We start from the raw sequence: 20,458 nt of genomic DNA, 5'->3' as shown, positions 1-20,458 counted from the left end.
CCGGCCGGGCGTTCAGTCCCGGTCGGCGCGCTCCAGCAGTCCGCGCTCCAGCGCCACCACGACCGCCCGCGTCCGGTCGCTGACGTCCAGCTTGGCGAAGACCCGCAGCAGATGCGTCTTCACGGTCGCCTCCCCGATCACCAGGCGCCTGCCGATCTCGGCGTTGGAGAGGCCGTCGGCCACCGCCGCCAGCACGTCCACCTCGCGCGCGGTGAGCGCGGCCTGGACCGGCCGGCGCATCTTCGCGACGAGCTTCTGCGCGACGCGCGGGGCCAGTACCGTCTCGCCGCGGGCCGCCGAGCGGATCGCGTCGACGAGCCGCTCGCGCGAGGTGTCCTTGAGGAGATAGCCGATCGCGCCGGCCTCCACCGCCCGCTCGATCTCCGTGTCCGTGTCGTACGTCGTCAGGATCAGCACCCGGGTACCGCTCGGCCCCGCGACGATCCGCTGCGTCGCCGCGACACCGTCGAGCACCGGCATTCGCAGGTCCAACAGGACCACGTCGGGGCTGAGTTCCTCGACGACCTCGATCCCGGTGCGGCCGTCGTCCGCCTCCCCGACGACCTCGATCCCGGGCTCGGGCGCGAGCAGCGCGACGACACCGGCCCGCATCACGGTGTGGTCGTCGACCACGACGACCCGCAGCCCGGGCTGGTCCTTGACGGTCATACGAGCTCCTCGTGGCCGGGGGCGAAGGCGGGCAGGGAGGCGAGGAGACGGGTGCCGTCGCCGAGCGAACTGGTCACGGTCAGCTCGCCGCCGAGCTCGGCGAGCCGCCTGCGCATGCCGTCGAGCCCGAAGCCGCGGGCCGCGCCGACATCGAAGCCCCGCCCGTCATCGGTGATCTCAAGCTCGACGCCGTACGGGCCGGACGCGAGCACCACGTGGACCGTGGAGGCCCCGGCGTGCTTGCGGACGTTGGCCAGGGACTCCTGGACGCAGCGGAGCAGCGCGATCCGGGTCTGCTGGTCGCAGCCGGTGTCCGCGAGATCCGCCTCCACCGCGACACCGGTGTCCTCGGTGAACCGGTCGAGGGTCCGGCGCAACATCGCCGGCACCGAGCCCTGGACCGCACCGCCCGGCGGCGGCGTCGCCCCGACCAGGGCGCGTGCCTCCGCCAGGTTCTCCCGCGCGGTCTGCTCGATGGACGTCAACTGCTGGGCGGAGCGCCCCGGTTCGGACTCCAGGCCCGCGCGTGCGGCCTCCGCGAGCACGATGATGGAGGCGAAGCCCTGCGCGAGCGTGTCATGGATCTCGCGGGCCAGCCGCTCCCGCTCGTCCGCCGCACCCTGCTTCCGGTGCGCCCGGGCCAACGCGGCCTGTACGTCGCCGAGTTGGTCGGACAGCCGCCTGGCGCGCGCCTCGCCCTGCTCGCTGACCCGGTGCACGAGAAGACCGACCCCCGCGCCCACGACGTACCCGGCGACGACGAACCCCTCGTCGCCGGTGAGGAGCGCGGCCCCTTGGTCGCGGCCGAGCGCGCTGCCGAGCGCGGTCAGCAGCGCCGCGGCGCCGCTGAAGGAGAGGGCGGCCCGGGGGCCGGACGCGTAGATCCAGAAGTGCGGCAGCGCCACGATGAACAGGGCGGCGCCGCTGCCCATCACGTACGCGACCGCGCCGACCCCCGCGGCCAGGACCGTCAGGTACCCGGCGGGCCGCAGGGCCGCGTTCCCGGGGAACATCGCGACCGCCGCGTAGGAGGCGGTGAGGACCGCCAGCAGGGCGTACGTCGTGTACTTCGTCCCACCGGCGGCGTCCGACACCGCGATGGCCGGGGGCACCAGTCCGCACAGCACCCACACCACCGCGTTCCAGCGGTGCGCTGCGGGGACGGCGGACACGGGCGGTAACGGGGCGTCGACGACGGACTGCCGGCTCAGGTCCATGGTGATCAGCCTACGTTCGCCGCCCCAGGACCGGGCCCGGAGCGGGACGTCCACGACTCGGACGCGGCGACGGATAAATGCGACCTACAGCTACTCTCCGTCCCGTACGCGACGAAGCGGGAGGCGCCATGAACGGGACGGACGAGCGGGCCGGCAGCGCACGGGGCGGGCGCGTCGTCGCCGCCCTCGACGGCGTGAGCATGCGCCGCCTCACCACCGGCCAGGTCATTCTCGACGGCATCGACTGGGCCGTCCGCCCCGGCGAGCACTGGGCGCTGCTCGGACCCAACGGCGCGGGCAAGACCAGCGTCCTGCGGCTCGTCGGCGCCACCACGTTCCCCACCACCGGCACCGTCGAGGTCCTCGGCCACCGGCTCGGCCGCGTCGACGTCCGCGAACTGCGCGCGCACCTCGGGCACGTCTCCACGTCCCAGCGCGTCCCGCAGGACCTCGCAGGCCACACCGTCGTTCTGACCGGCCACACCGGCACGGTCCAGCCGCTCTGGAAGTCCTACGACGACGAAGTGCGCGGCCGCGCCCACGAGTTGCTCGCCGAACTCCAGATCAAGGACCTCGCCGACCGCCCGTACGGCGTCTGCTCGGGCGGCCAGCGCGCCCGCATCCTCATCGCCCGCGCCCTCATGGCCGACCCGTCGCTGCTCCTGCTCGACGAGCCGTTCAACGCGCTCGACCTGCCCTCGCGCGAGGACCTCATCGACACCATGCGCCAACTGGCCGCGAACCGCCCGGAGCTGGCGACCATCACCGTCACCCACCACCTGGAGGAACTCTCCCCGGCGATCAGCCACGCGCTGCTCCTGCGCGAGGGCCGCGTCCTCGCCCGCGGCCCTGTCGAGGAGGTCCTGACGGCCGACCGCATGACGGCGTGCTTCGGCCGCCCCATCGAGGTCACGCGGCACGCCGGCCGCTGGCTGGCCCGCTCGGGCGGACACCCGTAGGGCCCCCACGGCGGGGTGTACGTAGCGACACCCCGGTCCGGGCCGTACACCCAATGCCCCGCGCGCCCGTCGTCCCTAGCGTCGTAGGCGAGGCGCACAGGGCGCCGGACGAGGGGATCGGCGACATGCGAAAGCACCATCGGCAGGGCCAGGCACCAACTTCCGAGTACGGCCGCGACGAGGCGCTCCGCCTGGTCAGGGTCACCAAGACGTACGGCGCCGCGGACTCCGGCGCGAAGACGACGGGCGCCACCGGCACCCTGGTCAGGGCCCTCGACGACATCACACTCACCCTCCCCACCGGCAGCTTCACCGCCGTGATGGGCCCGTCCGGCTCCGGCAAGTCGACGCTGCTGCACTGCGCGGCCGGACTCGACCGCCCCGACAACGGCCTCGTCGTGGTCGACGGCGAAGAGATGACGGGCGGCCCGGGACCGGCCCGCGGCGAGGCCGCGCTCACCAGGTTCCGCCGCACCCGCGTCGGCTTCGTCTTCCAGCAGTACAACCTGCTGCCCACGCTCACCGTCGCGCAGAACACGGTCCTGCCGCTGCGGCTCGCGGGGCGGCGCGTGAACCGGGCGAAAGCCGAGCAGATCCTCGCCGACGTCGGCCTCGGCGACCGGCTCGGGCACACCCCCGACCAGCTCTCCGGCGGCCAGCGCCAGCGCGTCGCGATCGCCCGCGCCCTGGTCACCGAACCCGCCGTGATCTTCGCGGACGAGCCCACCGGCGCCCTCGACACCCGCAGCGCCCGCGACGTGCTGCGGCTGCTCCAGGAGACGGTGCGGCTGCACGGCAGGACCGTGGTGATGGTGACGCACGACCCGGTGGCGGCCTCGTACGCCGACACCGTGCAGTTCCTCGCCGACGGGCGCCTGGCCGGGCAGATGAGCGCCCCGACGGTCGACCAGATCGCCGAACGCCTCGCCCACCTCGGCGACGACGTCGACGACGTCGACGGCACCTCCGCCACGACGATGACAGGGGCGTGAACCATGTTCACGATGCTCGGCCTCGCGGCGCGCTCGGTACGCGGGCGCCCCGGACGCTTCCTGGCGACCCTCCTCTCCGCGTTCCTCGGCGCGGCGATCATCATGACGTTCAACTCCATGCACGACACGGCGGGCGCGGACGGCGTCGACAAGGTCAGCGCGGACACGCTCACCACGGCGGCGAGCGTCGTCGGCGGCTACGGCACCCTCCTGGTCTTCTTCGCGATCGCCTCGACACTGACGGTCAATGTCCGTCAACGCACCGAGGAAATTGGCCTGTTGCGCACCACAGGCGCCACGCCCGCCCAGATCAAACGCATGGTCGTCGGCGAATCCGTGGCCGTCGCCCTGGTGGGCGTGCTCCTCGCGATCGGCCCCGCCATGCTCGGCGGCGGCATCCTGCTCGACGTCTTCAAGGACAGTGGCCAGGTCGCCGACTCCGTCGACTACTCCTTCGGCCCGATCGCCCTGCTGTCCGGCACCGGCGTGACGCTCCTCGCGGCGGCCGGAGCGGCCTTCCTCGCGGTGCGCCGCGCCACGAGGGCGGCCGCGGGAATCCGCCAGGGGGCGGGCCGCGGGCGGAAGTTCGCGTCCTGGGCGGCCCTGCTCGTCGGCGCGCTCGCCGTGAGCAGCACCTTCGCCATGAACACCACCGACGCCGCCCTGATGGCGGCCCCCGCCTACGGGGCGATCCTCCTGTCCGTCGGCTTCGCCCTCGTCTCGACGTCCCTGCTGCGCGCCGTCCTCGGCCGGATCGAGCCCCTCCTCACGGCCCTGGCCGGCGCGAGCGGCTACCTGACCGTACGCACCATGCGCCGACGCGCCCCCGAACTCGCCGGTGTCCTCATGCCGCTGATCCTCTTCACCGGCGTGGCCACCGCGACGCTGTACATGCAGGGCGTCGAGAACGACGCGATCAAGGCGTCCGGGCTGACCAGGTCGGTGGAGGACAAGAGCCTGGAGACGCTCAACCTCACCGTGGTCGGCATCATCGTCGTCTTCGCCTGCATCATGCTGATCAACTCCCTGTACGCCGCCACGGCCTACCGCGTGCGCGAGTTCGGGCAGCAGCGCCTGGCCGGCGCGACCCCCGCCCAGGTGCTGACGACCGTCGCCGTCGAAGGGGTCGTCCTGACCGTCACCGGAGTGTTCTTCGGCACACTCGCGGCGCTCGCGGGCATCGTCCCCTTCACCGCCGTACGCTCCGACGGGCTGCTGCCCGACCGGGGCCCCGGCATCTGGATCGCGGTGGTGGCCATAGCCGCCGCAGCCACTTCGGTCACCAGCCTGGCCACCGCGCGACGCGGTGTCAGGGTGCCCGCGGTGGAGGCCGTCACCCTGGCGGCGTGAGGCTTCGGTCCGTGTCGGTGTTGGGCTGAACGGGTGACATGGCGTAAGAATTGGTCGGGTGCAGACATCAGTGCGAGCCCGGACGGGGTGGGGGCAGTGAACGGCCACGACGTCACCGACGAACAGTGGGAAGGGCTCGCCCAGGTCGTACCGTTGCGCAGCCGCAACGAGTGGCCGTCGGCGGTCGGCCACCGGGCGATCCCCGAACCCGAGACGGAGCCGCGCCGCCGCTTCGTCGTCCTGCGGGTCAACGTCTTCGGCGACGCGCGCGAGGTCGCCGAGACCGTCATGACGGGCATCCCGGTCCTGCTCGACCTGTCGGGCGCCGAGACCGAAGTGGCCAAGCGCGTCCTGGACTTCAGCAGCGGCGTCGTCCTCGGCCTCGGCTGCGGCATGCACCGCGTCGACCGCAACGTCTTCCTGCTGGCGCCGCCCGGGACCGAGGTCCAGGGGCTGGTGGCGGGGGCGAACGCCCTTTCCTGACCTGGCCCCCGGCGGGGGCGGCTTCGGGTAGGGCTTTCGGCGGTGGCTCCGGGCGGGGGCTTCCGGCGACGGCCCCCAGCGGCGGCTTCCGGAGGAGGTTCCCGGTGGCGGCTTCCGCAGGGGAAGACGGGCGCGGTTCATGGCAAGCCCGCAGGGCATAGTCCCCCGATCGTAGGAAGGTCTGGGGGATGAACGGTTCTGCTGGCGCCCCTCCGCCTACGTTCACCGCATGACAGTGCTCCACCGGGGCACGCCCCCGCCGACCCCGGCCGTGTCCCCGGACCGCCCGCGCGTGACCGAACTGCGGCTCTCGGCCTTCGGCCGCCACCGCGGAGTCACCGTCCCGCTCGGCCCGTTCACCGTACTGACCGGCCCCAGCGGCAGCGGCAAGTCCAGCGCGCTGCGGGCACTGGAGGCGCTCGCAGGACTCGGTGGCGGAGCGACCCTGGCGCAGGCGTTCCCCGACCCGTCGCGCTACGTTCCCGAACGCGCGAGGCCGGACGCCCAGCACCGCCGCGGCTTCCGCATCGGCTGCACCGTGGAGGGGCCGGCCGGACCCGCCCGCCTCGACCTCGCCGTCCAGGCCGAACCCGAACTCCGCGTCGTGGGCGAGCGGCTGACCGGCCCCGGCATCACCTACCTGGAGACCGCGCTGCGCGACCCCGACCGCCGCGACGTCCAGGCCGCCTGGCACACCGCGGGGTCGGTGCCCGTGACCCGCGGGCCGCTCCCCGACGACCTGCTCGGCACGGCCCTGCTCCCGCTGCGCGTCGCCGGCCGGACGGAAGGGCAGCGCCTGGTCCTCGCCGCCGCCGAGCAGGTCGTGGTCGGGCTGCGCTCGGTGTTCGCCTGCGATCCGGCCCCGACCCGCATGCGGGCCCCGGGCCGGGCCCACGCCGACCGGCTCTCCGGCGGCTGCGACAACCTGGCGACGGTACTGCGCCGCACCCGCGCCGAATGCGGCATCCGGCACTCCCTCCTGGTCTCCGCCGCCCGGGCGGGCCTCGCCGGGCCGGTGGCGGACGTGCTGGCCGAGCAGGAGCGGGACGGTGCCGTACGCGCCGTCATCGACCGCGGCGACGGTCCGCGCACCCCGGTCGAGCGGCTCGCGGACGGGGAGTTGCGCTACCTGGCCCTCGCCCTCGTCCTGCTCACCGGGCCCCGTGTCCTGGAGGTCGACCCAGCGGCCGAGGTGCCCGAGGCGTACCAGAGCCTCACCATCCTCGCGGACGGCCTCGACCGGGGCCTCGACCCGAGGCAGAGCACCGAACTCATCGCCCTGGCCGGCCGGATGTGCGCCCGCGGCCATATCCGCCTCGTCGCCTCGGTGACCGAGTCAGGCGCCGCGGAACAGGCGGCGCGGGCGCAGGGCGCGGCGGTGGTAGACCTGAAACCGTGACGGACGAGAAGAGTGAGGCGGGCGGCGTGGCGGGTGAGGGTGCGGGTGAGGTCTTGGGTGCGGGTGAGGTGACCGGCGTGAGCGAGGCGCTTGGGGCAGGTGAGGCGGCCGGGGTGGATGAGGTGCCCGGGGCGGGTCGCGAAGAAGACCGCCCCCTGGATGTGGCGGGCCTCCAGGCCCGGCTCGCGCGGTTCGCCGCGGCCCGGGACTGGGAGCCCTTCCACACCCCGAAGAACCTGGTCGCGGCGCTCAGCGTTGAGGCGTCCGAACTGCTCGAGATCTTCCAGTGGCTGACCCCCGAGCAGTCGGCCCACGTGATGGACGATCCGGACTCGGCGCACCGCGTCCAGGACGAGGTCGCCGATGTCCTCGCGTACCTCCTGCAACTCTGCGAAGTCCTCGGCATCGACGCGCTGGCCGCGCTGGCGGCGAAGATCGACCGCAACGAGAGCCGCTTCCCGGCCCCGGGCGCGTAGGTCCGCGCGGCCCGGATTCCATGGCTCCGGACATCGCCGATTGTCACTCTCCGGAGTCATAGAAATATCCACATCGAACTCGACGTGCACAGATTTCGGACTTCCTCTGGCTTTTCGTCTCGGAGACCCTCACTCTGGGTAGTGAGCAAGGGAGTTCGAGCGGGACGGACGGGGACGCGAATGGATGCGGTGCGGCTCATCGGGGTCGGCCGACGGGCCCTGGCACACAGCCAGGACGCGCCGGACATCATGAGGGAGGCGTGGCAGGCACAGGCATTGGCTCAGGCGATCGGCAGTCGGCTCGCGCTGCAAGGGCCGTTGGAGTTACGAGGTGAGGCGCGCGCCCTGACCGAGGCGGGGGCGCGCGGCAGTGGCGGCTCGGTGATACCCGTGGTGGGAGCGGGCGGGATCCGGGCGGCGCAGATGACCGAATTGGGCGATGCGCGCGAGGCGTTGCGCAGCTTGGGCGCGCTGCTCGGCGATGTCGGTATCGCGCTCGTCGCCGTGGCGAGCGCGTCGTTCGAGGAGGGGGCCTATTGGCAGTGCATGGAGTCGATCGACGCGGCGGACGAGTCCCGGGACCGCGTCCTGGAGATACTGCGGCGCCTTCCGCAATGGGACAGCCGCCCGCGCCGGCATGACGCGGAGCCCGGCTCGGACTCGGCGGCCTGACCGGGGCGCGTCAGACATCGCCGGGCACCCCCTGACCGGACCGGGGGCGCCGGGTGCTTCCCGAAGGTCGGCGCCGAGCTGCGACAGATCCGCGTTGAGCGCGGCCACCAGCTCTTCCATCTGCCGCAACAGCCCGGTGGGCGCACCGTGCTGCTGGGGGGCGGGTCGCGCGGGGGCGAGTTGCCCAGGCACGGGCAGGTCAGGCGCGGCGGGACCACTGGGGTCACCGCACGACCGACCATGACCGTGCAGGATGGAGGTATGGATCTTCGAATCTTCACGGAGCCTCAGCAAGGGGCCACCTACGACACGCTGCTGACCGTCGCCAAGGCGACGGAGGACCTGGGCTTCGACGCCTTCTTCCGCTCGGACCACTACGTGCGCATGGGCACGTCCGACGGGCTCCCCGGCCCGACGGACGCCTGGATCACCCTGGCCGGTCTCGCCCGGGAGACGAAGCGGATCAGGCTCGGCACGCTGATGACCGCCGGTACCTTCCGGCTGCCCGGCGTGCTCGCCATCCAGGTGGCCCAGGTCGACCAGATGTCGGGCGGCCGGGTCGAACTCGGCCTGGGCGCGGGCTGGTTCGAGGAGGAGCACAAGGCGTACGGGATCCCGTTCCCGAAGGAGAAGTTCGCCCGGCTCGAAGAGCAGCTGGCGATCGTCACCGGCCTGTGGTCCACGGAGATCGGCTCCACGTTCAGCTACGACGGCACGTACTACCAGCTGACCGACTCCCCGGCGCTGCCCAAGCCGGCGCAGGGCAAGGTGCCGGTGCTGATCGGCGGGCACGGGGCGACGCGCACGCCCCGGCTGGCCGCGCGGTACGCGGACGAGTTCAACATTCCGTTCGCGTCGATCGAGGACAGCGAGCGGCAGTTCGGCCGGGTGCGGGCGGCAGCCGAGCAGGCCGGGCGCGCGGGCGACGACCTGGTGTACTCGAACGCGCTGGTGGTGTGTGTCGGCAAGGACGACGAGGAGGTGAAGCGCAGGGCGGAGACGATCGGCCGCGATGTGGAGGAGTTGAAGGCCAACGGGCTCGCGGGTTCACCGGCCGAGGTGGTCGACAAGCTGGGCCGGTACGCGGCGATCGGCTCGGGGCGCGTCTACCTCCAGGTCCTCGACCTCGACGACCTCGACCACTTGGAGCTGATCTCCTCCCAGGTGCAGTCGCAGCTGTAGGGCGGCGGAGGTCCGGGCCCCGCGCCCCGGCCGGACGGTCGGCGAAACTCGCTGGCCAGAGGCTGTGCGGCGCGGGAGACTCGGCCTTGTGTTCTTGACGATCAGTACCACCGGCACCCCGGAACGCCCCGCGACCGACCTCGGGTTCCTGCTGCACAAGCACCCGGAGAGCGCGCAGGAGTTCGCCACCTCCTACGGCACCGCGCACGTCTTCTACCCCGAGGCGAGCGCGGAGCGCTGCACGGCCGCGCTGCTCCTGGAGATCGATCCGGTGGCGCTGGTCCGGCGCGGCAAGGGCAAGGGCCGCGGCGGAGCCCCCGACGCGTCGCTCGCGCAGTACGTGAACGACCGTCCTTACGCCGCGTCGTCGCTGCTCGCGGTCGCGCTGAGCAGCGTGTTCTCCAGTGCGCTGCGCGGGGTCTGCAAGGCGCGCCGAGGAGACGCTGCCGCTGCGCGTCGAGATACCCGCGCTGCCCGCGCGGGGCGGCCCCGATCTCGTACGGAAGCTGTTCGAGCCGCTCGGCTGGGCCGTCGAGGTCGAGACGGTGCCGCTGGACGAGCGGTTTCCCGAGTGGGGGGCGTCGCGGTATGTGCGGCTCGTGCTGGAGGGGGAGTCGCGGCTGGCAGAGGCGCTGCGGCACCTGTACGTGTTGCTGCCGGTCCTCGACGACGCCAAGCACTACTGGGTGTCCGCCGACGAGGTCGACAAGCTGCTCCGTGCGGGCGAGGGATGGCTGGCCGCACACCCCGAGCAGAAGCTGATCACCAGCCGGTACCTCTCGCGACGCTGGTCGCTGACCCGGCAGGCGATGGAACGGCTGGAACTGGTGCGGCTCGCGGACGCCGACGACATGGAGGTCGAGAACCTCGACAATGCCGTGGAAGCCGTGGAAGCCGTGGAAGCCCGAGATGCCTGTGATGCCGGTGATTCCGGTGATTCCGGTGATGGTGTCGGAGCTGTCGAGGAGGGGAGCGGGGCCGAGGAGCGGGGTGCGCCGCTCGGCGTGCGGCGGCGCGAGGCGATCCTCGCCGAGCTGCGCGCGTCCGGCGCGGCGCGGGTGCTCGATCTCGGCTGCGGGCAGGGCCAGTTGGTGCAGGAGCTGCTCAAGGACGTGCGGTTCGCGGAGATCGTGGGCGTCGACGTGTCCGTGCGGGCGCTCACCATCGCCGCCAGGCGGCTCAAGCTGGACCGCATGGGGGAGCGGCAGGCGGCGCGCGTGCAGCTGTTCCAGGGCTCGCTCGCCTACACCGACAAGCGGCTCACGGGGTACGACGCGGCGGTGCTGAGCGAGGTCGTCGAGCACCTCGACCTGCCGCGCCTGCCCGCGCTCGAATACGCGGTGTTCGGGAGCGCGCGGCCCCGCACCGTCCTCGTGACCACGCCGAACGTCGAGTACAACGTGCGCTGGGAGACGCTGCCCGCCGGGCACGTCCGGCACGGCGACCACCGGTTCGAGTGGACCCGGGCGGAGTTCCGCGAGTGGGCGGAGCGCGTCGCCGGGCGGCACGGGTACCAGGTGCGGTACGTGCCGGTCGGGCCCGACGACCCCGAGGTGGGGCCGCCCACCCAGATGGCCGTGTTCACCCTGACCGAGCCGCACAGCACGACCCCGAACGACACGACTGAGAAGAAGAAGGAGGTGGAGGCCGCATGAGCGTCGACACCGGGAGCAGTGAGAACCCCGAGAGCCCCGAGAAGAAGAGCGCGCGGACGCTGCCCGTCACCGACCTCTCCCTCGTCGTGCTGGTCGGCGCGTCCGGCTCGGGCAAGTCCACGTTCGCCCGGGCCCACTTCGCGCCCACCGAGATCATCTCCAGCGACTTCTGCCGTGGTCTGGTCGCCGACGACGAGAACGACCAGAGCGCCAGCGGCGACGCGTTCGACGTGCTGCACTACATCGCGGGCAAGCGGCTCGCCGCCGGACGGCTGACCGTCGTCGACGCGACCAACGTCCAGCAGGACGGCCGCCGTCAGCTGGTCGAGCTGGCCCGGAAGTACGACGTGCTGCCGATCGCCGTCGTCCTCGACGTCCCGGAGGACGTGTGCGCCGCGCGGAACGCGGCCCGCACCGACCGCGCCGACATGCCGCGCCGCGTCATCACCCGGCACACCCGCGAACTGCGCCGCTCGCTGCGGTACTTGGAGCGCGAGGGCTTCCGCAAGGTGCACGTGCTGCGCGGTGTCGCGGAGGTCGAGGGCGCGAGCGTCGTACGCGAGAAGCGGTTCAACGACCTGACACACCTCACCGGGCCGTTCGACATCGTCGGCGACATCCACGGCTGCGCGAGCGAACTGGAGTCTCTGCTCACCGAGTTGGGGTACGAGGACGGGGTGCACCCCGAGGGCCGTACCGCCGTGTTCGTCGGCGACCTCGTCGACCGCGGCCCCGACACCCCGGGCGTGCTGCGCCGCGTCATGGGGATGGTGAAGGCCGGTACCGCGCTGTGCGTGCCCGGCAACCACGAGAACAAGCTGGAGCGCTGGCTCAAGGGCCGCAACGTGCAGCACACGCACGGACTCGCCGAGACCGTCGAGCAGCTGGGGAAGGAGAGCGAGGAGTTCCGCGCCGAGGTGCGCGAGTTCGTCCACGGCCTCGTCAGCCACTACGTCCTCGACGGGGGCCGGCTCGTCGTGTGCCACGCGGGGCTGCCCGAGAAGTACCACGGGCGGACCTCGGGCCGGGTGCGCTCGCACGCGCTGTACGGGGAGACGACCGGGGAGACCGACGCCTTCGGCCTGCCCGTGCGCTACCCGTGGGCCGAGGACTACCGGGGCCGGGCGGCCGTGGTCTACGGCCACACCCCGGTGCCCACGGCGACCTGGCTCAACAACACCATCTGCCTCGACACCGGCGTCGTCTTCGGCGGCAAGCTGACCGCGCTGCGCTGGCCGGAGCGCGAGCTCGTCGACGTACCTGCCGAGCAGGTCTGGTACGAGCCGGTCAGGCCGCTCGCGTCCGAGGCGCCGGGCGGGCACGAGGGCAGGCCGCTCGACCTGGCCGACGTGCACGGCCGCCGGACCGTGGAGACCCGGCACACCGGCCGGGTCACCGTCCGCGAGGAGAACGCGGCGGCGGCGCTGGAGGTCATGAGCCGGTTCGCGGTCGACCCGCGCCTGGTGCCGTACCTGCCGCCGACGATGGCCCCGACCGCGACGTCCGAGATCCCCGGCTATCTGGAGCACCCGGCCGAGGCGTTCGCCCAGTACGCCGCCGACGGCGTGGCCCGCGTCGTGTGCGAGGAGAAGCACATGGGCTCGCGGGCCGTGGCCCTCGTCTGCAAGGACGCGGCGGCGGCGCGCGAGCGGTTCGGCGTCGAGGACGGCACGGTGACGGGCTCGCTCTACACCCGCACCGGACGCCCGTTCTTCGACAGCCCGCAGGCGACCGAGGACGTGCTCGGCCGGGTCAGGGACGCCGCCACGGCGGCCGGGCTCTGGGACGAGCTCGACACGGACTGGCTGCTGCTCGACGCCGAGCTGATGCCCTGGTCGCTGAAGGCTTCCGGGCTGCTGCGCTCACAGTACGCGGCGGTCGGCGCGGCGGCCGGCGCCGTGTTCCCCGGGGTGCTCGGCGCACTGGGGGCCGCGGCCGCGCGCGGTGTCGACGTGGCCGCGCTCCGCACGCGCCAGCACGGGCGGGCCGCGGACGCCGCCGCGTTCACGGACGCGTACCGGCGTTACTGCTGGAACACGGACGGGCTCGACGGGGTGCTGCTCGCGCCGTTCCAGATACTCGCCGCGCGCGGCCGGTCGCTCGCCGCGCTGCCGCACGACGAGCAGCTCGCGCTCATCGACCGGATGGTCGAGCACGACGGGAGCGGACTGCTGAGGACCACGCGGCGGCTGTACGTCGACACCGGGGACCCGGAGTCGGTGCGGGCCGGCGTCGACTGGTGGCTGGAGATGACCGGGCGCGGCGGTGAGGGCATGGTCGTCAAGCCGTTCGGGGCGCTCGTCCGGGACGAGAAGGGGCGGCTCGTGCAGCCCGGCGTCAAGTGCCGGGGGCGGGAGTACCTGCGGATCATCTACGGGCCCGAGTACACGCGGCCGGAGAACCTGGCGAAGCTGCGGCAGCGGTTCCTCGGGCACAAGCGGTCGCTCGCCGTGCGGGAGTACGGGCTCGGTCTCGAGGCGCTGGAGCGGCTCGGGGGCGGGGAGCCGTTGTGGCGGGTGCATGAGGCGGTGTTCGCGGTGCTGGCCCTCGAGTCGGAGCCGGTCGATCCTCGACTGTGACGCGCCGGCCTTCGCGCCGTTGCGGGATGACGATGGTGTGCGGGTGCGGCTTTCGTCGTGGTTGCTCGCGCAGTTCCCCGCGCCCCTGGAGCGTGCGGCTTCGCCGCAGCACCAAGAGCGCGCACGCAGTGCGCCTCGCAGGGGCGCGGGGAACTGCGCGACCAGCCCCCACCGGACCCGCACTCGCCCACCACCCCCTTCACCCCCCCACCGATCGCCCCCCACCGATCGCCCCGCGCCGAGCGGCCCGCGCAAAGCGGCCCGCGCGGGGAAGGATGGAACCCATGGGATTTCACGTCGACTCCGAGTCAGGGCGGCTGCGCCGCGTCATTCTGCACCGGCCCGATCTGGAGCTGAAACGGCTCACGCCCAGCAACAAGGACCAGCTCCTCTTCGACGACGTCCTGTGGGTGCGGCGCGCCCGGCAGGAGCACGACGGGTTCGCCGACGTGCTGCGCGACCGGGGCGTCACCGTGCACCTCTTCGGCGATCTGCTCGCGGAGACGCTGGAGTCCGACGCCGCCCGCTCCCTCGTCCTGGACCGGGTCTTCGACGAGAAGGAGTACGGCCCGCTGGCCACCGGCGCGCTGCGGGGCGCCTTCGAGACGCTGCCGGCGCGGGAGCTGGCCGAGGCGCTCATCGGCGGTATGACGAAGCGGGAGTTCCTCGACCGGCACGCGGAGCCGATGTCGGTCCGGTTCCACGTCATGGAGCTCGACGACTTCCTGCTCGGACCGCTGCCCAACCACCTGTTCACGCGCGACACCTCCGCCTGGATCTACGACGGCGTCTCGATCAACGCCATGCGCTGGCCCGCCCGCCGGCGCGAGACCGTCCACTTCGAGGCGATCTACCGGCACCACCCCCTCTTCCGCGACGAGGACTTCCGCGTCTGGTCCGAGGGGCAGGCCGACTACCCGTCCACGATCGAGGGCGGGGACGTGCTCGTGATCGGGCAGGGTGCCGTGCTGATCGGGATGAGCGAGCGCACCACGCCCCAGGCCGTGGAGATGCTCGCCCACAAGCTGTTCGCGGCGGGCTCGGCGCGGACCATCGTCGCGCTCGACCTGCCGAAGCGGCGGGCCTTCATGCACCTGGACACCGTGATGACGATGGTCGACGGCGCCACCTTCACGCAGTACGCGGGGCTCGGCATGCTGCGCTCGTACACCATCGAACCGGGCGCTTCGGCCCGGGAGCTGAAGGTCACCGACCATCCGCCCGAGCACATGCACCGGGCCATCGCCGCGGCGCTCGGGCTGAGCGGGGTCCGCGTGCTGAGCGCCAGCCAGGACGTGCACGCCGCCGAGCGCGAGCAGTGGGACGACGGCTGCAACGTGCTGGCCGTGGAGCCCGGCGTCGTGGTCGCGTACGAGCGGAACGCGACCACCAACACGTATCTGCGCAAGCAGGGCATCGAGGTGATCGAGATCCCCGGCAGTGAGCTGGGCCGGGGGCGGGGCGGGCCTCGCTGCATGAGCTGTCCGGTCGAGCGCGACCCGGTGACCTGAGCCGTCCCGGCACGTCCCGGGGCGAGGCCGGGCCGGTCCGGTGCGCCGAGGCCGGACGTATAGAAATGTGGATGGTCGTATAGACTTCCATCGTTCTCTTGTTCTGCCCCGTCGTACCCCAGGAGCGCCCCCATGGCGACTGACCAGCGTCCCGGCCTCACCGGCCGCCACTTCCTCAAGGAGGTGGACTTCACCGCCGAGGAGTTCCGCGGTCTGGTCGACCTGGCCGCGGAGCTGAAGGCCACCAAGAAGGCGGGCGCCGAGACGCAGTACCTGCGCGGGAAGAACGTCGCCCTGATCTTCGAGAAGTCCTCCACGCGCACCCGCTGCTCGTTCGAGGTGGCCGCCGCCGACCAGGGCGCCTCCACGACGTACATCGACCCCGCCGGTTCGCACATCGGCAAGAAGGAGTCGAGCAAGGACACCGCCCGGGTGCTCGGCCGGATGTTCGACGCCATCGAGTTCCGCGGCGACGCGCAGGAGACCGTCGAGACGCTCGCCGCGTACGCGGGCGTCCCCGTCTACAACGGGCTGACCGACGACTGGCACCCCACCCAGATGCTCGCCGACGTGCTGACGATGACCGAGCACAGTGACAAGCCGCTGACCGACATCGTCTTCGCGTACCTCGGTGACGCCCGCTTCAACATGGGCAACTCCTACCTCGTCACCGGCGCCCTCCTCGGCATGGACGTGCGGATCGTCGCGCCCCGTGCCTACTGGCCCGCGGACGAGGTCATCGCCAAGGCGCGCGAGCTCGCCGCCGGCAGCGGGGCCCGCATCACCCTGACCGAGACCGTCGAGGAGGGCGTGGCGGGCGCGGACTTCGTCGTCACCGACGTCTGGGTCTCGATGGGCGAGCCCGAGGAGGTGTGGGACGAGCGCATCACGTCGCTCGCCCCGTACGCGGTCACCATGGACGTGCTGCGCGCCACGGGCAACGCGGACGTGAAGTTCCTGCACTGCCTGCCCGCCTTCCACGACCTGGGCACCAAGGTCGGGCGCGAGATCCACGCGAAGTACGGGCTGGACTCGCTGGAGGTCACCGACGAGGTCTTCGAGTCGGCGCACTCCGTCGTCTTCGACGAGGCCGAGAACAGGATGCACACCATCAAGGCCATCATGGTCGCCACGCTCGGCCAGAAGTAGCGAGCCGCTCACGGCGGCCGCCCCCTCCGCCCCGGTATCCGCTCGGCCCGGTCCTCGCCGTCGCCGCCGCTACTCCGACGGCGGACGCTGGCACGGCACTGCGGGAAGGGTGAACCAGACCGCCTTGCCGGACGCGGTGGGGCGGTGCCCGCACGACGAACTGAGCGTGCGGATGAGCAGCAGGCCGCGGCCGTGCTCCTGCCAGGGGTCGGGCATCTCGGCGTCGTCCGGGTTGGTGAGATCCGCGGGCGGCGACGGGTCCGGGTCGTGCACCTCGACCTGGCAGCCGGTCTCCAGCACCTCCACGACCAGCTCGATCGGGGTCTCGCCCGTCGTGTGCTCCACCGCGTTCGCCACCAGCTCCGCCGTGAGCAGCTCGGCGGTGTACGCGTCGGTCACCGGCGACTCGATCTCGGCCAGGGCGGTGCGGACGAGGGCGCGGGCGACCGGTACGGCGGCAGCCGTGTGCGGCAGGGCCAGACGCCAGGAGGTGGGCGTCGGGGGGCCGGAAGGAAGGGGCAAGGCGAGTCCTGAGTGGGGCGGCTCGGGGACGGGCTGGCAGGACGACCGGGGCCGCCGTCCTGCTTTCAACCTTATGAATGGTACGGCGTGCACCGATAGAGGCTCCGGGTGGTGTTCCTCGGGACATTGGGCCTTATCGCCTGACGTGAGGCTTATGCGGGGCCTTAGGGTCACGCGCGGAACGGCTATCGCGTCCTGATGACGGCAGTCACGAACCGGTGATAACTTCGAGGGACAGCCGCCGCGCACGCCCGCCCCAGTAGGAGGCCGCACGCGAATGAGTCCCTTCACCGGCTCCACTCCGCCCACCGGGACCTGGCGCCATCTGACCTACGCCGTGGACGCGCGCGGCGTCGCCACCGTCACGCTCGCCCGGCCGGAGAAGCTCAACGCCCTCACCTTCGGCGCCTACGCCGACCTGCGCGACCTGCTCGCCGAGCTGTCCCGCGAGAGGACGGTGCGCGCCCTCGTCCTCGCCGGGCGGGGGCGCGGCTTCTGCTCCGGCGGCGATGTCGACGAGATCATCGGTGTCACCCTCTCCATGGACACCGCCCAGCTGCTCGACTTCAACCGGATGACGGGCCAGGTGGTGCGGGCGGTCAGAGAGGCGCCGTTCCCGGTGATCGCGGCCGTGCACGGGGTCGCGGCGGGCGCCGGCGCCGTGCTCGCCCTGGCCGCGGACTTCCGGGTCGCCGACCCGAGCGCCCGCTTCGCGTTCCTGTTCACCAAGGTCGGTCTCTCCGGCGGCGACATGGGCGCGGCCTATCTGCTGCCCCGCGTGGTCGGCCTCGGCCACGCCACCCGGCTGCTCATGCTCGGCGACGCCGTCCGCGCCCCCGAGGCCGAACGCATCGGCCTCATCAGCGAGTTGACCGAGGAGGGCCGCGCCGACGAGGCGGCGCTCACGCTCGCCCAGCGCCTCGCCGATGGACCCGCCCTCGCCCACGCGCAGACGAAGGCCCTGCTCACCGCCGAACTCGACATGCCCCTGTCCGCGGCCGTCGAGATGGACGCCGCGACGCAGGCGCTGCTCATGAACGGCGAGGACTACGCCGAGTTCCACGCCGCCTTCACCGAGAAGCGGCCACCCAAGTGGCGGGGGAGGTGATCGCGGCGTGACCTCCCGCGCGCAGCGCGTCGCCGTCATCGGCGGCGGCCCGGGCGGCCTGTACGCGGCCGCACTCCTCAAGCGTCTCGCCCCGGACCGCGAGATCACCCTCTGGGAGCGGAACGCGCCGCACGACACGTTCGGTTTCGGCGTCGTCCTGTCCGACGAGACCCTCGGCGGCATCGAGCACGCCGACCCGGTCGTGTACGCGGCTCTGCGGGACGCGTTCGTGCGCTGGGACGACATCGACGTGGTGCACCGCGGCGTGCGCCAGAGGTCGGGCGGCCACGGGTTCGCGGCCCTCGGCCGGCACCGGCTCCTGGCCATACTCCAGGACCGCTGCCGCCGGCTCGGCGTCGACCTGCGCTTCGGTACGCAGGCGCCGCCGGTCGCCGAGCTCCGCGCCACGTACGACCTGGTCGTCGCCGCGGACGGGGTGCGCAGCCGGACCCGCGAGGCGTACGCCGACGTGTTCCGCCCGCGCGTCGAGGAGCATCGCAACCGGTACATCTGGCTCGCCGCCGACTTCGCCCTCGACGCGTTCCGCTTCGAGATCGCGGAGACCGGGCACGGCGTGATGCAGCTGCACGGCTACCCGTACAGCGGCCAGGAGTCCACGGTCATCGTCGAGATGCGGGAGGAGGTGTGGCGGGCGGCGGGCCTCGCCGACCTGGACGTGCGCGAGAGCGTCGAGCAGGTCGCCAAGGTCTTCGCCGACGCGCTCGGCGGACGCGCCCTGAAGTCCGACAACTCGTCCTGGCTCACCTTCCGCACCGTCGTCAACGAACGCTGGTCGCACGGGAACTGCGTCCTGATCGGGGACGCGGCGCACACCGCGCACTTCTCCATCGGCTCCGGCACCAAGCTCGCCGTCGAGGACGCGCTCGCGCTCACCGCGAGCCTCCACGAACAGCCCACGATCGAGGCGGCGTTGGCGGCGTACGAGGCCGAGCGCAGGCCCGTCGTCGCCTCCACGCAGCGCGCCGCGCGGGCCAGCCTGGAGTGGTTCGAGGACCTGCCGCGCCATCTCGGCCGCCCACCACGGCAGTTCGCGTTCGACCTGCTCACCCGCAGCCGGCGGGTCACCCACGACAATCTGCGGCTGCGGGACGCCGGCTTCACGGCGGCGGTCGAGGAGGAGTTCGGCTGCCCGCCGGACACACCCCCGATGTTCACGCCGTTCGAGCTGCGGGGGCTGCGGCTGCGCAACCGGGTCGTCGTCTCCCCGATGGACATGTACTCCGCGGCCGAGGGCGTCCCGGGCGACTTCCACCTCGTCCACCTCGGCGCGCGGGCGCTCGGCGGGGCGGGCCTGGTCATGACGGAGATGGTGTGTGTCAGCCCCGAGGGCCGCATCACCCCGGGCTGCGCCGGTCTCTACACCGCTGAACAGGCCGGTGCCTGGCGCCGGATCACCGAGTTCGTGCACACGCGGGCGCCCGGTACGGCGATCGGCGTCCAGCTCGGGCACGCGGGCCGCAAGGGCTCCACCCGGCTCATGTGGGAGGGGATCGACGAACCGCTGCCCGTGCCGGAGGACAACTGGCCGCTGGTGGCGGCGTCCGCGCTCCCCTACAAGCCGGGCAGCCAGACCCCGCACGCCCTGACAACCCGTGAACTCCCCGACCTCCGTGAGCAGTTCGTGTCGGCGGCGCGGCGGGCGGCCCGGGCCGGGTTCGACCTGCTGGAGCTGCACTGTGCGCACGGTTACCTGCTGTCCGGGTTCCTGTCGCCGCTGACGAACCGGCGCACGGACGCGTACGGCGGAGACCTGGAGGGGCGGTTGCGGTTCCCCCTGGAGGTCTTCGACGCCGTGCGTGAGGTGTGGCCCGAGGACCGCCCCATGACGGTACGGATCTCCGCCACGGACTGGGCCGAAGGGGGCACGAGCGCCGAGGACGCGGTGGCGACGGCACGGGCGTTCGCCGCGCACGGGGCCGACGCGATCGATGTCTCCACCGGTCAGGTCGTGGCCGGGGAGCGGCCCGTGTACGGGCGCTCCTACCAGGCGCCCTACGCCGACCGGATCCGGGCCGAGACCGGCGTCCCGGTGATCTCGGTCGGCGCGATCTCCTCCTGGGACGACGTCAACTCCCTGGTCCTGGCGGGCCGTACGGACCTGTGCGCACTGGCCCGCCCGCACCTGTACGACCCGAACTGGACCCTGCACGCCGCCGCCGAGCAGGGCTATGCGGGCCCCGGGGTGACGTGGCCCGAACCGTACCGGGCGGGAAGCCGCCGCCCCCGGGCCGGGCGCCCGGACGCCCCGAAGCCGCGCCTCGTCCTGCCGGGGTGACGCGACCGCCTGCGGGCAACCGGGCTCACCGGCGGGGCCGCGTCACCGGGGCAGCTCCGCCATCCCCGCTGTCAGCGTCGTCCCGTCCTCCGGGTCGACCAGCAGGAACGCGCCGGTCCACCGGATCTCCGCGTAGTCGTCGACGACCACCGGCTCGGCCGTGCGCAGCTCCACGCGGCCCAGATCGTTCGCCGCCAACTCGGCAGCTTTACCCAGGGGCTTGATGACGGCCCCGCGTG

The 20,458-nt window shown here is 72.7% G+C and carries 16 protein-coding genes and 2 pseudogenes; 14 read left to right on the top strand and 4 right to left on the bottom strand.

Annotation, left to right across the window (positions count from 1 at the left end; all coding sequences use genetic code 11):
• Positions 1-12: 12 nt before the first annotated feature.
• Entirely contained in the window at positions 13-669 is a 657-nt protein-coding gene (locus tag ACZ45E_RS05235; RefSeq protein ID WP_468216733.1) for a response regulator, read from the bottom strand.
• Positions 666-1,886: a sensor histidine kinase gene (locus tag ACZ45E_RS05230; RefSeq protein ID WP_468216731.1), complete on the bottom strand. Its 1,221-nt coding sequence runs from the start codon at positions 1,884-1,886 to the stop codon at positions 666-668. Before ACZ45E_RS05230 ends, ACZ45E_RS05235 begins: the two co-directional genes overlap by 4 nt.
• Before the next feature lie 128 nt (positions 1,887-2,014).
• On the opposite strand from ACZ45E_RS05230, the gene ACZ45E_RS05225 reads away from it, so the two are divergent.
• From ACZ45E_RS05225 to argF, 12 genes and pseudogenes are all read left to right on the top strand, one after another.
• On the top strand, positions 2,015-2,845 hold the full coding sequence (locus ACZ45E_RS05225) for an ABC transporter ATP-binding protein (protein ID WP_468216728.1): 831 nt from the start codon (positions 2,015-2,017) through the stop codon (positions 2,843-2,845).
• A gap of 125 nt (positions 2,846-2,970) precedes the next feature.
• Entirely contained in the window at positions 2,971-3,837 is an 867-nt protein-coding gene (locus ACZ45E_RS05220; RefSeq protein WP_468216725.1) for an ABC transporter ATP-binding protein, read from the top strand.
• Between the two features lie 12 nt (positions 3,838-3,849).
• Positions 3,850-5,187: an FtsX-like permease family protein gene (locus tag ACZ45E_RS05215; RefSeq protein ID WP_468217146.1), complete on the top strand. Its 1,338-nt coding sequence runs from the start codon at positions 3,850-3,852 to the stop codon at positions 5,185-5,187.
• 96 nt (positions 5,188-5,283) lie between these two features.
• Positions 5,284-5,670: a cell division protein SepF gene (locus ACZ45E_RS05210; RefSeq protein WP_468216722.1), complete on the top strand. Its 387-nt coding sequence runs from the start codon at positions 5,284-5,286 to the stop codon at positions 5,668-5,670.
• Between the two features lie 229 nt (positions 5,671-5,899).
• On the top strand, positions 5,900-7,069 hold the full coding sequence (locus ACZ45E_RS05205) for an AAA family ATPase (RefSeq protein WP_468216719.1): 1,170 nt from the start codon (positions 5,900-5,902) through the stop codon (positions 7,067-7,069).
• Positions 7,070-7,191: 122 nt separating this feature from the next.
• Positions 7,192-7,545, top strand: coding sequence for a nucleotide pyrophosphohydrolase (locus ACZ45E_RS05200; protein ID WP_468217144.1), 354 nt, complete (start codon positions 7,192-7,194; stop codon positions 7,543-7,545).
• 180 nt (positions 7,546-7,725) lie between these two features.
• On the top strand, positions 7,726-8,217 hold the full coding sequence (locus tag ACZ45E_RS05195) for a DUF6099 family protein (RefSeq protein WP_468216717.1): 492 nt from the start codon (positions 7,726-7,728) through the stop codon (positions 8,215-8,217).
• Positions 8,218-8,478: 261 nt separating this feature from the next.
• Positions 8,479-9,399 carry an LLM class F420-dependent oxidoreductase gene (locus tag ACZ45E_RS05190; protein ID WP_468216714.1) on the top strand — a complete coding sequence of 307 codons (921 nt, stop codon included), beginning with the start codon at positions 8,479-8,481 and terminating at the stop codon, positions 9,397-9,399.
• 88 nt (positions 9,400-9,487) lie between these two features.
• A pseudogene (locus ACZ45E_RS05185) lies at positions 9,488-11,054 on the top strand (3' terminal RNA ribose 2'-O-methyltransferase Hen1).
• Complete coding sequence (locus ACZ45E_RS05180) at positions 11,051-13,633, top strand: polynucleotide kinase-phosphatase (RefSeq protein ID WP_468216711.1); 2,583 nt, start codon at positions 11,051-11,053, stop codon at positions 13,631-13,633. The pseudogene ACZ45E_RS05185 and the gene ACZ45E_RS05180 overlap by 4 nt, the downstream one beginning before the upstream one ends.
• A gap of 284 nt (positions 13,634-13,917) precedes the next feature.
• Entirely contained in the window at positions 13,918-15,144 is a 1,227-nt protein-coding gene (locus ACZ45E_RS05175; protein WP_468216709.1) for an arginine deiminase, read from the top strand.
• A 132-nt stretch (positions 15,145-15,276) separates the two neighbouring features.
• Positions 15,277-16,293, top strand: a complete 1,017-nt coding sequence (argF, locus tag ACZ45E_RS05170) for an ornithine carbamoyltransferase (protein ID WP_468216707.1) — start codon at positions 15,277-15,279, stop codon at positions 16,291-16,293.
• 69 nt (positions 16,294-16,362) lie between these two features.
• Here the strand turns inward: argF and ACZ45E_RS05165 are convergent, their stop codons facing one another.
• Positions 16,363-16,815: an ATP-binding protein gene (locus ACZ45E_RS05165; RefSeq protein ID WP_468216704.1), complete on the bottom strand. Its 453-nt coding sequence runs from the start codon at positions 16,813-16,815 to the stop codon at positions 16,363-16,365.
• 277 nt (positions 16,816-17,092) lie between these two features.
• On the opposite strand from ACZ45E_RS05165, the gene ACZ45E_RS05160 reads away from it, so the two are divergent.
• Positions 17,093-17,923: an enoyl-CoA hydratase family protein gene (locus ACZ45E_RS05160; RefSeq protein WP_468216702.1), complete on the top strand. Its 831-nt coding sequence runs from the start codon at positions 17,093-17,095 to the stop codon at positions 17,921-17,923.
• 7 nt (positions 17,924-17,930) lie between these two features.
• A complete protein-coding gene (locus tag ACZ45E_RS05155; RefSeq protein ID WP_468216701.1) occupies positions 17,931-20,219 on the top strand; it encodes a bifunctional salicylyl-CoA 5-hydroxylase/oxidoreductase in 2,289 nt (762 codons plus the stop codon).
• 42 nt (positions 20,220-20,261) lie between these two features.
• On the opposite strand, the pseudogene ACZ45E_RS05150 reads toward ACZ45E_RS05155, so the two are convergent.
• Positions 20,262-20,435, bottom strand: a pseudogene (locus ACZ45E_RS05150) (elongation factor 1-alpha C-terminal domain-related protein); the annotation flags it as partial.
• Positions 20,436-20,458: the final 23 nt, after the last annotated feature.

This window comes from Streptomyces sp. NPDC030991, from assembly GCF_055571235.1.
The sequence above is the reverse complement of the archived record's forward strand: the minus strand, read 5'-3'. Positions and strand labels throughout refer to the sequence as shown.

What these genes read in the sequence shown, in the direction of transcription:
- ACZ45E_RS05235 (WP_468216733.1), bottom strand. Translation starts at nt 669, where the DNA reads ATGACCGTCAAGGACCAGCCCGGGCTGCGGGTCGTCGTGGTCGACGAC.
- ACZ45E_RS05230 (WP_468216731.1), bottom strand. Translation starts at nt 1,886, where the DNA reads ATGGACCTGAGCCGGCAGTCCGTCGTCGACGCCCCGTTACCGCCCGTG.
- ACZ45E_RS05225 (WP_468216728.1), top strand. Translation starts at nt 2,015, where the DNA reads ATGAACGGGACGGACGAGCGGGCCGGCAGCGCACGGGGCGGGCGCGTC.
- ACZ45E_RS05220 (WP_468216725.1), top strand. Translation starts at nt 2,971, where the DNA reads ATGCGAAAGCACCATCGGCAGGGCCAGGCACCAACTTCCGAGTACGGC.
- ACZ45E_RS05215 (WP_468217146.1), top strand. Translation starts at nt 3,850, where the DNA reads ATGCTCGGCCTCGCGGCGCGCTCGGTACGCGGGCGCCCCGGACGCTTC.
- ACZ45E_RS05205 (WP_468216719.1), top strand. Translation starts at nt 5,900, where the DNA reads ATGACAGTGCTCCACCGGGGCACGCCCCCGCCGACCCCGGCCGTGTCC.
- ACZ45E_RS05195 (WP_468216717.1), top strand. Translation starts at nt 7,726, where the DNA reads ATGGATGCGGTGCGGCTCATCGGGGTCGGCCGACGGGCCCTGGCACAC.
- ACZ45E_RS05190 (WP_468216714.1), top strand. Translation starts at nt 8,479, where the DNA reads ATGGATCTTCGAATCTTCACGGAGCCTCAGCAAGGGGCCACCTACGAC.
- ACZ45E_RS05180 (WP_468216711.1), top strand. Translation starts at nt 11,051, where the DNA reads ATGAGCGTCGACACCGGGAGCAGTGAGAACCCCGAGAGCCCCGAGAAG.
- ACZ45E_RS05175 (WP_468216709.1), top strand. Translation starts at nt 13,918, where the DNA reads ATGGGATTTCACGTCGACTCCGAGTCAGGGCGGCTGCGCCGCGTCATT.
- argF (WP_468216707.1), top strand. Translation starts at nt 15,277, where the DNA reads ATGGCGACTGACCAGCGTCCCGGCCTCACCGGCCGCCACTTCCTCAAG.
- ACZ45E_RS05160 (WP_468216702.1), top strand. Translation starts at nt 17,093, where the DNA reads ATGAGTCCCTTCACCGGCTCCACTCCGCCCACCGGGACCTGGCGCCAT.